The following is a 12,979-nucleotide window of genomic DNA, read 5'->3' on the forward strand; positions in this document are numbered from 1 at the left end:
GCCCGCCCCGGGGCCGGCTCAGGCGTGGCCGCTCGTCGCACCGATCAGCTCGGACACCTTCACGAAGCGGTAGCCCTTCGCGCGCAGCTGCGGCACGACCGTGCGCACGACGTGCTCGGTGGTCGGGGCGGCGCTGCGCGTGCAGTGCATGACCACGACCGAGCCGGGCTTGACCCCGTCGAGCACCTGCCGGGCCACCGCGTCCGCGTCCGTCGCGAATGCGTCGCCGCTCACCACGTCCCACTGCACCGCGGTGACGCCGAGCGGGCCGAGGGTGCGCAGCACGTCGCTGTCGTAGCAGCCGCCGGGGAAGCGCAGGTACGGCATGACGTGCCGGACGCCCGCCTTCTGGAAGGCGGTGTACGCGCGCTCCACGTCCGCGCGGATCCCGTCCTCGGAGATCGTCGGCAGGCCGTAGCAGTCGTCGGTGAAGGCGTAGTGGCTGTAGGTGTGGTTGGCGAGTTCGAACTGGGGATCGGAGCCGATGGCGCGGGCCTCGTCCGGGTAGGTCTCGGCCCACTTGCCGGTCATGAAGACGGTGGCCGGCACCTTGAGGGAGCGCAGCGCGGCGATGAGCCCCGGGTTGTCGAAGTGCTCGCCCGCCTTGGCGCGCGGCCCCTCGTCGGCGGTCATGTCGGCGTCGAAGGTGAGCGCGACCGTCTTGCCCCCGGTCCGTGGACCGTTGGTGAAGACGGGGGTCAGCCCGCCGGGCCCGGGAGTGAGGGTCGGCGGTTTGGTGGGGGCGGTGGCGGAGGGCTTGGCGGGAGCGTGCTCGGACTTGGTGGGGGCCGGGTGGCCGGCGTGCGGGGCCTGCGTGGTGGTGGAGCCGCAGGCGGCGAGGGCGGTGAGGGCGGCGCTCAGGGCGCAGGCCGCGGTGATTCGTCGTACCAGTGAGATCACCGGACGAATCTAGGACGCTCTCCGGTCATATGAACGGCGGCACGGCCGTCCGGGCCGGGCGCGGTCACCCGCTCGGTGGCTCGGAGCCCGGCTCCGCCGTCGCGCCGGGAACCGGCTCGGGCTCACCCGCGGGGCCGGGTTCCGGTCCGGGTCCGGTTCCCGGGCCCGGCTCGGTCTCGCGTGCGGCGGCGTCGGCGGCGGCCCGTACGGGGGTGACGGAGGCGGGGTCGGCGGCCGGGCGCGCCGGGGTGAAGGGCTTGGAGCCGTTGGCGAGCGGCCTCGGGGGCTCGGGCACGGGGGCCGGTGCCGGTGCGGGCGCCGGTGCTCCCGGCGCCGGCTGCTGGGCCTTCTCCAGGAAGCGCAGCAGCTCCACCGGGAAGGGCAGCACCAGGGTGGAGTTCTTCTCGGTGGCCACGGCGGTCACCGTCTGGAGCAGGCGCAGTTGCAGCGCGGCGGGCGTGTCCGCCATCTGCTGCGCGGCCTCGGCGAGCTTCCTGGACGCCTGGAGCTCGGCGTCCGCGTTGATGATCCGGGCCCGCCGCTCCCGGTCGGCCTCGGCCTGCCGGGCCATGGAGCGCTTCATCGTGTCCGGCAGGGACACGTCCTTGATCTCGACGCGGTCGATCTGCACGCCCCAGCCGATGGCCGGGCTGTCGATCATCAGCTCAAGGCCCTGATTGAGCTTCTCCCGGTTGGACAGCAGGTCGTCCAGGTCGCTCTTGCCGATGATCGAACGCAGCGAGGTCTGCGCCATCTGGGACACCGCGAACCGGTAGTCCTCCACCTGGATGACGGCGTTGCCCGCGTCGACCACCTTGAAGTAGACGACCGCGTCCACCCGCACGGTCACGTTGTCCCGGGTGATGCCCTCCTGGGCGGGGATCGGCAGCGTGACGATCTGCATGTTGACCTTGTAGAGCCGGTCCACGAACGGCACGATCATCGTGAAGCCCGGCGAGCGCACCGTCCCGGCGAACCGGCCGAGCCGCAGCACCACCCCGCGCTCGTACTGTTTGACCACCCGCGCCGCCCCGGCCACGTACACGAGCCCGGCACAGCCGGCGGCAATCACGGCGGTCAGTACGTCCTCGACCATGATGACGACTCCTCGACCAGTCGCCCACGCGCCCGATCCGGCGCCTGCCTCCACGATAGGCCCGCCCCGACGGCCCGGTCGACCCGTCGGAGCACGGCGGGCGGGACGGCCGGACCGGGCGCCCGCGGCGAGCCGCCCGGCCCGCGGCCGTACGCCGCCGCCCCGGTGGACGGCGTCCGGGGCGGCGGCGTACGGGGCGGTACGGGGCGGCGGAGCCCGGCGCGGCGCCCTCAGCCCGGCGGAGCCGGCAGCCGCGCCGGTTTGGTGCTCAGCTTCACCGGCTCGGTGCCCGCCGCGCTGTGCCGCTCGGCCCAGGTCTCCAGCGCCAGGCGGCAGGCGTGGTCCAAGTGGTGCAGCCCGGCCAGATGCAGCTCGACGGGCCGGTCCTGGGGCAGCGCCTCCAGGCTGTCGAGGATCCGGGGCAGCCGCAGGAAGGTCGCGTTGCCCGACAGATACGCCTGCACCGGCCCCGCGCCCTTGTCGACGACCTCCAGCCGCACGTGCGAGGCGTCCCAGGCGGTCTTGGCCACCGACAGGGCCAGACCGATCAGCACCCCCTCGAACATGTTCACCAGGACGATCGACACGGCCGTGGCCACCAGGATCACCGCCTCGCCCCGGTGCCCCCGCCACAGCGACGCCAGCCGGCGGAACGGGATGAGCTTCCAGCCCGCGTGCACCAGGATGCCCGCGAGCGCGGGCAGGGGTATGAGCGCCAGCGCGGAGGGCAGCAGGGCCGCGAACACCAGCAGCCACACCCCGTGCAGCACCCGCGAGGTCTTGGTGCGGGCGCCGGCCTGGACGTTGGCGGAGCTGCGCACGATCACCGCGGTCATCGGCAGCGCGCCGAGCAGCCCGCACACGGTGTTGCCCGCGCCCTGGGCCAGCAGTTCCTTGTCGTACCGGGTGCGCGGCCCGTCGTGCAGCCGGTCCACGGCCGCCGCGCTGAACAGGCTCTCCGCGGAGGCGATGAGGGTGAAGGCGGCGATGGTGCCGTAGATCGCGGGGTCGGCCAGCGCGCCGAAGGCCGCGGCGCCGGGCGGCTGGACCGCGTCGAGCAGCCCCCGCACCTGGACCGTGGCCACCGGCAGGTCGAGCAGCCGGGAGACGAGCGCGGCCAGCAGCACCGCGACGAGCGCCCCCGGCACCGCCCGCGCCCGCCGGGGCAGCCGCGGCCACAGCACCAGCACGGCGACGGTGCCCGCGCCGATCGCGAGCGAGGCGGGCGCCCGGGTCCCGGCGAGCGCGTCGAGCAGCGCCCCCGGAAGCCCGGTGATCTTGTCGATGCCGGAGGCCGGGGCGCGCAGTCCGGCCGCCGCGTACAGCTGGCCCGCGATGATCACGAGGCCGATGCCGGCCAGCATGCCCTCGACCACCGACACCGAGATGGCCCGGAACCAGCGGCCCAGCCGCAGCGCGCCCATGGTGAGCTGGAGCAGCCCGGCGGCCAGCACGAGCACGCCGAGCGCGGGCAGGCCGAACGCGCGGACGGCCTCGAACACCAGCACCGTCAGCCCGGCGGCCGGACCGGACACCTGGAGGCTGCTGCCCGGGAGCAGGCCGGTGACGATGCCGCCCACGATGCCGGTGACCAGCCCGAGTTCGGCCGGCACCCCGGAGGCGACGGCCACGCCGACGCACAGCGGCAGCGCGACCAGGAAGACGACGAGGGAGGCGGCGAAGTCCTGCCGCAGGAAGGGGAACCTGCCCCGCGGCGTCGGCACGGCGGCGCTCACAGCGCCGTGAACAGGTCGGACTGCGGCCGGTGCGCGAGGACGGCGCCCGTGTGCACTTCGTAGTACCAGGCGTGCAGGTTCAGCACGCCGTCCGCGAGCTTGCGCTCCACGCACGGGTACGAGCGCAGCCGCAGCACCTGGGCCAGGACGTGGCTCTGCACGGCCTCGGCCACGCACGGGTCCTCGGCCGGCCCGGTCGGCAGCGGCGTCGCGCCGGTCAGCCAGTCGCGCACGGCCGGTACGGCGTCGAGGTCGTCGCCGCGCACCAGCGCGCCCACGGCGCCGCAGTGCGAGTGGCCGCAGACGACGATGTCGCGCACGCCGAGCACCTGCACGGCGTACTCGATGGTGGCCGTCTCGCCGCTGGGGCGGTCGGCGTACGGGGGCACGATGTTGCCCGCGGTGCGCAGCTCGAACAGCTCGCCGGGCCGGGCGCCGGTGATCAGGGCCGGGACGACCCGGGAGTCGGAACAGGTGATGAACAGGACCTCGGGGGACTGGCCGGCGGCGAGTGCGGCGAACTCCTCGGGGCGCTGTCCGAACGTACGGGCGTTGTCGATGAGGGGTTGCATGAGGCTCCTCCTGGCGCGCGGCGGGGCGCGCGTCGGGCGTGCACGACTGAAGTGGGGGAGAGGATCGCTGAGGTGCGGCAGCCGGCCGCCGGGGTGCGGCAGGGACTGCCTGAGGTGTCGTGGCGGGCTGCTGAGGTGCGGCGGTGGATTGCCGCCGGGGTGGAAACGGACCGCCCGGCCGTTCAGTGGCGGAAGACCTGGAGCGCGGCCGGGGTGCGGCCGGGGACCGGTCTCGGTGCGCGGGAACACGCGGCGCCGGCCGTCGCCGCCTCGTGGGCGGCGGCACGGCCGGGCGCGGGCGCGGGGCGCTCAGCGGGCCGGGGGCCCGGGTCGTGGGCCCGGTGGCGGTCGCGGGTGCGCAGTGGCCCGGCGGGGCCGACGCCGGTGGGGTCGCACGCGCGGGAGGCGGCGCGTTCCTCACGTGGCGCGGCGCCGGTGGGCGCCGTCGGCGGCCGGTCCTCGGCCCGGACGGGACCGAATGCCTGTGCGGATGCGAAGGACGGAGCGGGCGCGAGGAAGGCGAGCGCCAGCAGTGCGGCGGCGAGGAGCGCGAGCGCGGTCCTGGCCGTGGTGCCTCGTCCCATGCGCCCCCCTCCGCCCGCCCGATGTCTCTCGTAACGACCAAGAATTGGTCAACGAATGGTCAAGAGACACGGTAGCGGTGCGGAGTCGTTTGCTGGGTTAACACCACGTTACGTGGTCGACTGCGCCCGAAAAGTGAGGGTTGTTTGGCGAGAACCGATCTCCGGGCCGGGCCTCGGGCTCCCTTCCGGGTCCCGGACCCCCGGCCGGGACGGCCGGGACGGCCGGGGCTCAGGACTCCTGGACGAGTCCCTTGGCGTCCCGGGCGAGCGCGGTCAGCCGGGATATCGCACGGAAGTACTTCTTGCGGTAGCCGCCGTTCAGCATCTCCTCGCTGAACAGCCGGTCGAAGGGCGCCCCGGAGGCGAGGACGGGAACCTCGCGGTCGTAGAGGCGGTCGGCGAGCACGACCAGCCGCAGCGCGGTCGACTGGTCCGGCACCGGCCGCACCCCGGTCAGGCAGACCGCCCCGAGACCGTCGGTCAGCGCGCCGTAGCGGCTCGGGTGCACCTTGGCCAGGTGGTCCAGGAGCTGCGGGAAGGCGTCCAGCGAGGCGTTCTCGGTGGCGTGGGCCGCCTGCGTCACCTGCTCGTCGGTGAACGGCGCCGGCGCCTCGGGCAGCCCCCGGTGGCGGTAGTCCTCGCCGTCGATGCGCAGCGCCCGGAAGTGCGCGGACAGGCCCTGGATCTCGCGCAGGAAGTCGGCCGCCGCGAACCGGCCCTCGCCGAGCTTGCCCGGCAGCGTGTTGGAGGTGGCGGCCAGTGCCACGCCCGCGTCGACCAGACGGCCCAGCAGCGTCGAGACGAGCACTGTGTCGCCCGGGTCGTCCAGCTCGAACTCGTCGATGCACAGCAGCCGGTGGCCGGACAGGGTCTCGACCGTCTTCTGGAAGCCCAGGGCGCCGACGAGGTTGGTCAGCTCCACGAACGTGCCGAACGCCTTGCGGGCGGGCTCGGCCGGGGTGGCGTGCCACAGGGAGGCCAGCAGGTGGGTCTTGCCGACGCCGTAGCCGCCGTCGAGGTAGACCCCGCGCGGACCGGCCGGCGCCTTGGCGGCCCTGCCGCGCCCGAAACCGAACAGACCGCGTCTGGCCCCGCCCGCCTGCGCCCCGTCGAGCCCGGCGGCGAACCCTTCCAGGACCCGCACCGCCTCGGTCTGGCTGGGCTGGTTCGGGTCCGGGAGGTACGTCGCGAAGCGCACCGCGTCGAAGCGCGGCGGCGGCACCATCTCGGCGACCAGCCGGTCCGCCGGTACGTGCGGCTCGCGGGCGCACAGGGAGAGCGGGGCGGCTTCGGTCACGGGACTGGTCCCGGCGGCGGCTGTGGAAGAGGACACGGTTCCCCATGGTAAGCGGCGTGGAACACTGCACGGCATGCGACGCCTGTTCCCTGTGACCGACCGAACACCAGCCGAGGACCCGGGCCCGGCCCCCGCTGCCGACGCCCTCGCGGACCGGGAGTGGTCCCTCGCCGAGCTGGCCGCCGCCTACGCCTACCCCGCGCCCGGACCCGACGGCGACGTGCCGTGGCTGCGGGCCAACATGGTCTCCACGCTGGACGGCGCCGCCCAGCACGAGGGCCGCTCGCAGCCCATCTCCAGCGCCGCCGACATGCGGATCTTCGGCACCCTGCGGGCGCTGGCCGACGTGGTGGTGGTCGGCGCCGAGACCGTACGGCAGGAGGGGTACCGGCCGGCCCGTGCGCGCGAGGAGTTCGCGGCGCCGCGCGCGGCGGCCGGGCAGGGGCCGGCCCCGGCCATCGCGGTCGTCACCGCCGGTCTGGAGCTGGACTTCTCGCTCCCGCTGTTCACCTCGCCGCTGGTGCCCACGCTGATCCTGACCGGCGCGGCCGCGCATCCGGACCGGATCGCCGAGGCCGAGCGGGCGGGCGCGCGGGTGCTGATCGCCGGGGACGGCGTCGGCGTCGACCCGGTGCGCGCGGTGCGGGCCCTGGCCGAGCTGGGCCACACCCGTCTGCTCACCGAGGGCGGGCCGCGGCTGCTCGGCCAGCTGGTGGCCTCGGAGGTCCTCGACGAGCTGTGTCTGACCGTCTCCCCGATGCTCACCGCGGGCAGCGCCCAGCGGATCGCCGGCGGCCCCGCGGTCGCCGTCCCGCACCGCTTCGCCCTCGCCTCCCTGCTGGAGGAGGAGGGCTTCCTGTTCAGCAGCTACCGGCGGCTCTGAGACCGAGCGAGCTGCGCCCCTCAGGCCGAGCGACCGGCGCCCCTGAGACCGAGCGATGGGCGCCCCTGAGGCCGGCCGAGGGCGCGTCCGGCGCCGCCGGGCTCGCGGGCGCACCCGACGCCGCCGTCGCGCCCGAGCGCGCGCCCCGGCGCGAAGCGCGCGGAGTCCGCCATTCCGCCTACTTGGCGACGGGTACACCAAGTCCCGGCGATACGCGTGCGATCACGGGGCAGGATGGTTTCTGCGGGGGCTGGTTCCGGCCCGCGGAGGCAGCGAGAGGGCGAGGAGCCCTCGGAGGAGAGAGGGCGCCTGGTGTTCACAAGCGTACTGATGATCGAGAAGGCCCTGACATCCGCCGACGTGGAGTTCGTCACCACCCTGCACGGGGACGAGGAGGTCTTCTTCCACGTGCTGCTCCAGCCCCGCGGCGACCAGGCCGACCGGCTCCTTCGGGCCATCGACGACATCGCGCTCGGCGAGATCGACGAGGCGGCCCGCGAGGGCGACACCCCGGAGGGCGAGGAGGCCAAGGGCCAGGGCGAGCAGGCCCTGGACGTGTCCCTGCGGGCGCTGCGCGCGGCCGGCGGCGAGGCCGCGGGCCGGCTCGTCGAGGACCAGCCGCTGGACGCCCTGAAGGCCCTGGTCGCCGAGGTCGGCGCCGACGAGGTGATCGTCCTGACCGACCCGCACTACGTGGAGGAGTTCTTCCACCGCGACTGGGCCTCCCGCGCCCGCCACCAGGTCGGCGTACCGGTCCTGAAGCTGTTCTCGCACAGCAAGGCTTAGGCTTGGGCGGCGCCCCCGCGCAGGCGGCGCGCGCACCGTCGTACCGCAGCCGCACCACCTGGGGAGAAAAGCGCATGGCACCCGGCCTTCCTACCGCCATGGACCGACCGCACTTCATCGGCATCGGCGGCGCCGGGATGTCGGGGATCGCCAAGATCCTCGCCCAGCGCGGCGCAAGGGTCGCGGGCAGCGACGCCAAGGACTCCGCGACCGCCGAGGCGCTGCGCGCCCAGGGCGCCACCGTGCACGTCGGGCACGCGGCCGAGCACCTCGCCGACGACGCGAGCTGCGTCGTCGTCTCCTCGGCGATCCGCCAGGACAACCCTGAGCTGGTCCGCGCCGCCGAGCTGGGCATCCCGGCCGTGCACCGCTCCGACGCCCTGGCCGCCCTGATGGCGGGCCTGCGCCCGATCGCGGTGGCCGGCACCCACGGCAAGACGACCACCACCTCCATGCTGGCCGTCTCCCTCACCGCGCTGGGCCTGAGCCCGTCGTACGCCATCGGCGGCGACCTGGACGCCCCCGGCTCCAACGCGCTGCACGGCACCGGCGACATCTTCGTCGCCGAGGCGGACGAGTCCGACCGCAGCTTCCACAAGTACGCCCCCGAGGTCGCCATCGTCCTCAACGTCGAGCTGGACCACCACGCCAACTACGCCTCGATGGACGAGATCTACGAGTCCTTCGAGACCTTCGCCGGGAAGATCGTCCCCGGCGGCACGCTGGTGATCGCCGCCGACCACGAGGGCGCCCGTGAGCTGACCCGGCGCCTGGCCGGCTCGGTGCGCACGGTGACGTACGGCGAGTCCGCCGACGCCGACGTGCGGATCCTGTCCGTCGTGCCGCAGGGCCTGAAGAGCGAGGTCACCGTGCTGCTCGACGGCGCCGAGCTGACCTTCGCGGTCTCCGTGCCCGGCCGCCACTACGCGCACAACGCCGTCGCCGCCCTGGCCGCCGGCGTGTCCCTCGGCATCCCGGCCGCCGAGCTGGCCCCCGCCCTGGCCGCCTACACCGGCGTCAAGCGGCGGCTCCAGCTCAAGGGCGAGGCCGCCGGCGTCCAGGTGATCGACTCCTACGCCCACCACCCCACCGAGATGACCGCCGACCTGGAGGCGATGCGGGCCGCGGCCGGCGACGCCCGGATCCTGGTCGTCTTCCAGCCGCACCTGTTCTCCCGCACCCAGGAGCTGGGCAAGGAGATGGGCCAGGCGCTGACCCTCGCCGACGCCTCCGCCGTGCTGGCCGTCTACCCGGCCCGCGAGGACCCGATCCCGGGCGTCACCAGCGAGCTGATCATCGAGGCCGCCCGGGCCGCCGGCGCCGACGTCACGGCCGTCCACGACAAGGCCGAGGTCCCGGACGTGGTCGCGGGAATGGCGAAGGCCGGTGATCTCGTTCTCACCATGGGCGCGGGCGATGTCACCGACCTCGGTCCGCGCATCCTGGACCGACTCACCGAGAACTGAGGGGCTGAGGGCTCATGGCGTACGACGTCGACAAGCCGGACGAGCAGTGGCGCGCGGAGCTGACCCCGGCCGAGTACGCGGTGCTCCGCCAGGCCGGCACGGAACCCGCCTTCCAGGGCGAGTACACCGACACCAAGACAGAGGGCGTGTACGCGTGCCGGGCCTGCGGCGCGGACCTGTTCACCTCCACCGCCAAGTTCGAGTCGCACTGCGGCTGGCCGTCCTTCTTCGACCCGAAGAACACCGACGCCGTGGAGCTGATCGAGGACCGCTCGCACGGGATGGTGCGCACCGAGGTGCGCTGCGCCCGCTGCGGTTCGCACCTCGGACACGTGTTCGAGGGTGAGGGGTACCCCACCCCGACCGACCAGCGGTACTGCATCAACAGCATCTCCCTGCGGCTGGCGCCGACCGAGGGCTGAGCGGGGCCTCCTGGAGGCCGCACCGCTTTGCGAGGTCTTTCCGAAGTGGGACAATATGGGGCAGAGGTGGTGTCACCGGCACCACCGCTCTCCATATCGCCATAGCTCCGTATCCCCATAGCTCTGTATCTGGATACCCTCACATCGGACCTCCGCAGAGGCGGGTGGAAAACATGGTCACAGCCTCCTATGTCGTACTGGCCGCAGGACCGCAGGTGTGGGCGGTCGTCGGCGCCTTCGTCGGCGGCCTCGTCATCGTCTGCGCGTTGCTGTGGGCCGTCGGGATGGGCATCGGCGTGATGCGCCGGGAACCGGACCGGCCCGAGGCGGAAGAGCAGCCGCGGCTTCCGGTCACCGGCGCCATCGAGGAGATCAGCGAGATGCGCGAGCCGGACGAGGTGGAGTGCGAGGACGGCAGGCGCATCCTGCCGCACGAACTGCACGCCGCCGGCACCCGGCGCAGCGACGACCAGCACCGGCACCGCTGGGCGCCCGGCACCAGCGGCTCCTTCGGCAGCGGCGGCTCCGGCGCCCACTGACGCCCCGCCTCGCCCCCGTACGGGGCGGTCCCCGACACGGGACCGCCCCGTACGGGTGTTCGCGACCCCCGCGACCCCGGGCGTCTAGACTCTTGGCGCAACGGCCCGCGTGACCGTGGCCGAGAGCGGGCAGCTACTGCCAGACACCCGAAGGGTATTCGGCGTCTTGATACGCATAGATACAGTCACCAAGCGGTACCCGGACGGCACGGTGGCGGTCGACCGGCTGTCGCTCGACATACCGGACCGCTCGATCACCGTTCTCGTCGGACCCTCCGGCTGCGGCAAGACCACCACCCTGCGCATGATCAACCGGATGGTGGAGCCGAGCGAGGGCGCCATCCTCCTCGACGGCGCCGACATCAGGAAACAGCCCGTCAACACCCTGCGCCGGTCGATGGGTTACGTCATCCAGAACGCGGGACTCTTCCAGCACCGCACCATCGTCGACAACATCGCCACCGTGCCCCGGCTGCTCGGCTGGAGCAGGCAGAAGTCCCGTGCCCGCGCGGCCGAGTTGATGGAGCGCGTCGGCCTCGACGCGGCACTCGCCAAGCGCTACCCCTACCAGCTCTCCGGCGGCCAGCAGCAGCGCGTCGGCGTGGCCCGGGCGCTCGCCGCCGACCCGCCCGTACTCCTGATGGACGAGCCCTTCTCGGCCGTCGACCCGGTGGTGCGCAAGGGTCTCCAGGACGAACTGCTGCGCATTCAGGACGAGTTGGGCAAGACGATCGTCTTCGTCACCCACGACATCGACGAGGCCGTCAAACTCGGCACGATGGTGGCGGTGCTGCGCACCGGCGGCCGGCTCGCCCAGTACGCGCCGCCCGCCGAGCTGCTGAGCGCGCCCGCCGACGCCTTCGTGGAGGACTTCCTCGGCGCCGACCGCGGCATCCGCCGGCTGTCGTTCTTCGGCAGCGACGCACTGGAGCTGCGGACGGAACCGATCGTCGCCGTCGACTCCACCGCCGAGCAGATCGCCGCGCGCGCCGTCACGGACGCCCCCTGCCTCCTGGTCACCGGCCTCGACGGCAGGCCGCTGGGCTGGAGCGCGCCCGAGGACCTCACCGCCGGCGCGGTGCACACCGAACGACTCATCTCCTGCGGACGGCCGTTCGTGCACGGCGAGGACTCCCTGCGCGCCGCCCTCGACTGCGCCGTGCTCTCGCCCACCGGCTGGGCGGTCGCCGTGGACGGCGCCGGCCGGGCGGTCGGCGTCGTCTCCCAGCAGACCATCGGCGAGGCCATCCGCGGCGCCCACGCCGAGGGGCGCGCCCAGGCGAAGGCCGGTCGATGAACCGCTTCTTCGACCTCCCGAGCGACCTCCAGCACGACTGGCTCGGCCTGATCGGGCTGCATCTGCGCGAGGCCCTGCTGCCGGTCCTGGCCGGCCTCCTGCTCTCCCTGCCGATCGCCCAGCTGTGCGTGCGCTTCCGCTGGTTGTACGCGCCGGTACTGGGCGTGACGACGATCCTGTACGCCATCCCGTCGCTGGCCGTCTTCGTGGTCCTCATCGACTACACCGGCCAGACCGAGCTGACCGTGATGATCCCGCTCGCCGTCTACAGCCTGGTGGTGCTCGTCCCGGCCATCGTCGACGGCGTCCGCTCGGTGCCGCAGGAGACGCTCGCCGCCGCCACCGCGATGGGCCTGGGGCCGGTGCGCCGCTACCTCCAGGTGCAGTTGCCGATCGCCCTGCCCGCCATCATCGCCGGACTGCGGGTGGCCGCCGTCTCCAGCATCTCCCTGGTGAGCGTCGGCATGCTGATCGGCAACCAGGGCGCGCTGGGCAACCTGCTCAACGACGCCAACATCTACCACCGGCCCGAACTCGCCTGGAACTCCGTGCTCACCACGGCGGGCCTGGCCATCCTCGTCGACGCCGCCCTGGTCCTGCTGCGGCTGCTGCTGACCCCCTGGATGCCGCGCGGCACCCGCCGGCGCGGGTCGAAGACCGCCGCCGAGGTCCGGCCGGAGCCGGCCGCGCCCGCAGCCGAGGAGGCCGCCCGGTGAACGTGCTCCACTTCGTCAACGCCTTCTTCGGCGACGGCGCCCACTGGCACGGCTACGACGGCATCCCCACCCGGCTGGCCGAGCACGTCCGCTACTGCCTGATCGCGCTCGCCATAGCGGCCGCCATCGGCCTGCCCGTCGGCCTGGTCACCGGGCACTACGGCCGCGGCGGCAACGCCCTGGCCCTGCTGGCCACCGCCGCGCGGGCGCTGCCCAGCTTCGGCCTGCTGGTGCTGATGACCATCACCGTCGGCTTCGGCCTGCTGCCCGTCATGGTCCCGCTGGTCGTCCTCGCCGTCCCGCCGATCCTGGTGACCACCTACGAGTCGATGCGCTCCGTGGACCCCTCGCCGGTGGACGCCGCCCGGGGGATGGGCATGCAGGAGTCACGCATCCTGCTCCAGGTCGAACTGCCCGTGGCGCTCCCGCTGATCCTCAGCGGACTGCGCTCGGGCGCCATCCAGATCGTCTCCACGGCGACCATCGCGGCCTACGTCGGCATCGGCGGCCTCGGCCGCTACATCATCGACGGGCTCTACCAGCGCGACTACGAGAAGGTGGTGGGCGGCGCGAGTCTGGTCGCCGGACTGGCGCTGATCACGCTGGTGCTGTTCTGGGCCGCCGCCCGGTGCACGGTCTCCCGGGGAGTGCGGCGCGGGGCGTGAGGCGGGACGCGCGCGGGGCG

General features: G+C 73.7%; 14 protein-coding genes. 8 read left to right on the plus strand and 6 right to left on the minus strand.

What is annotated here, in order from left to right; genetic code table 11:
• Nucleotides 1-18 precede the first annotated feature (18 nt).
• The 6 genes from ABEB07_RS04310 to zapE form a co-directional block, all read right to left on the minus strand.
• Nucleotides 19-900 carry a polysaccharide deacetylase family protein gene (locus ABEB07_RS04310; protein ID WP_345667075.1) on the minus strand — a complete coding sequence of 294 codons (882 nt, stop codon included), beginning with the start codon at nucleotides 898-900 and terminating at the stop codon, nucleotides 19-21.
• A gap of 64 nt (nucleotides 901-964) precedes the next feature.
• Entirely contained in the window at nucleotides 965-1,996 is a 1,032-nt protein-coding gene (locus tag ABEB07_RS04315) for a slipin family protein (RefSeq protein ID WP_345667076.1), read from the minus strand.
• 230 nt (nucleotides 1,997-2,226) lie between these two features.
• A complete protein-coding gene (locus tag ABEB07_RS04320) occupies nucleotides 2,227-3,720 on the minus strand; it encodes a SulP family inorganic anion transporter (RefSeq protein WP_345667077.1) in 1,494 nt (497 codons plus the stop codon).
• Nucleotides 3,721-3,728: 8 nt separating this feature from the next.
• Nucleotides 3,729-4,304 (minus strand): carbonic anhydrase, encoded by a 576-nt coding sequence (locus ABEB07_RS04325; RefSeq protein WP_345667078.1) that lies wholly within the window; start codon nucleotides 4,302-4,304, stop codon nucleotides 3,729-3,731.
• Between the two features lie 182 nt (nucleotides 4,305-4,486).
• Nucleotides 4,487-4,888: a hypothetical protein gene (locus ABEB07_RS04330; protein ID WP_345667079.1), complete on the minus strand. Its 402-nt coding sequence runs from the start codon at nucleotides 4,886-4,888 to the stop codon at nucleotides 4,487-4,489.
• A 229-nt stretch (nucleotides 4,889-5,117) separates the two neighbouring features.
• Entirely contained in the window at nucleotides 5,118-6,221 is a 1,104-nt protein-coding gene (gene zapE / locus ABEB07_RS04335) for a cell division protein ZapE (RefSeq protein ID WP_345667080.1), read from the minus strand.
• A gap of 37 nt (nucleotides 6,222-6,258) precedes the next feature.
• On the opposite strand from zapE, the gene ABEB07_RS04340 reads away from it, so the two are divergent.
• The 8 genes from ABEB07_RS04340 to ABEB07_RS04375 all read left to right on the plus strand — a co-directional run bounded on the left by ABEB07_RS04340 (nucleotide 6,259) and on the right by ABEB07_RS04375 (nucleotide 12,959).
• Nucleotides 6,259-7,068 (plus strand): pyrimidine reductase family protein, encoded by an 810-nt coding sequence (locus tag ABEB07_RS04340; protein WP_345667081.1) that lies wholly within the window; start codon nucleotides 6,259-6,261, stop codon nucleotides 7,066-7,068.
• Nucleotides 7,069-7,380: 312 nt separating this feature from the next.
• Nucleotides 7,381-7,854 carry an indole-3-glycerol phosphate synthase gene (locus tag ABEB07_RS04345; protein WP_345667082.1) on the plus strand — a complete coding sequence of 158 codons (474 nt, stop codon included), beginning with the start codon at nucleotides 7,381-7,383 and terminating at the stop codon, nucleotides 7,852-7,854.
• A gap of 74 nt (nucleotides 7,855-7,928) precedes the next feature.
• Nucleotides 7,929-9,320, plus strand: coding sequence for a UDP-N-acetylmuramate--L-alanine ligase (gene murC, locus ABEB07_RS04350; RefSeq protein ID WP_345667083.1), 1,392 nt, complete (start codon nucleotides 7,929-7,931; stop codon nucleotides 9,318-9,320).
• Nucleotides 9,321-9,334: 14 nt separating this feature from the next.
• Nucleotides 9,335-9,742 (plus strand): peptide-methionine (R)-S-oxide reductase MsrB, encoded by a 408-nt coding sequence (gene msrB / locus ABEB07_RS04355; RefSeq protein WP_345667084.1) that lies wholly within the window; start codon nucleotides 9,335-9,337, stop codon nucleotides 9,740-9,742.
• A gap of 173 nt (nucleotides 9,743-9,915) precedes the next feature.
• Nucleotides 9,916-10,281, plus strand: coding sequence for a DUF6479 family protein (locus tag ABEB07_RS04360; RefSeq protein ID WP_164584443.1), 366 nt, complete (start codon nucleotides 9,916-9,918; stop codon nucleotides 10,279-10,281).
• A gap of 166 nt (nucleotides 10,282-10,447) precedes the next feature.
• Complete coding sequence (locus ABEB07_RS04365; protein ID WP_345667086.1) at nucleotides 10,448-11,578, plus strand: ABC transporter ATP-binding protein; 1,131 nt, start codon at nucleotides 10,448-10,450, stop codon at nucleotides 11,576-11,578.
• Complete coding sequence (locus ABEB07_RS04370) at nucleotides 11,575-12,294, plus strand: ABC transporter permease (protein WP_345667087.1); 720 nt, start codon at nucleotides 11,575-11,577, stop codon at nucleotides 12,292-12,294. Before ABEB07_RS04365 ends, ABEB07_RS04370 begins: the two co-directional genes overlap by 4 nt.
• A complete protein-coding gene (locus tag ABEB07_RS04375; RefSeq protein WP_176150949.1) occupies nucleotides 12,291-12,959 on the plus strand; it encodes an ABC transporter permease in 669 nt (222 codons plus the stop codon). Before ABEB07_RS04370 ends, ABEB07_RS04375 begins: the two co-directional genes overlap by 4 nt.
• Nucleotides 12,960-12,979 lie beyond the last annotated feature (20 nt).

Origin of the sequence: Streptomyces similanensis (assembly GCF_039543625.1) — a bacterium.
GTDB lineage: Bacteria > Actinomycetota > Actinomycetes > Streptomycetales > Streptomycetaceae > Streptomyces > Streptomyces similanensis.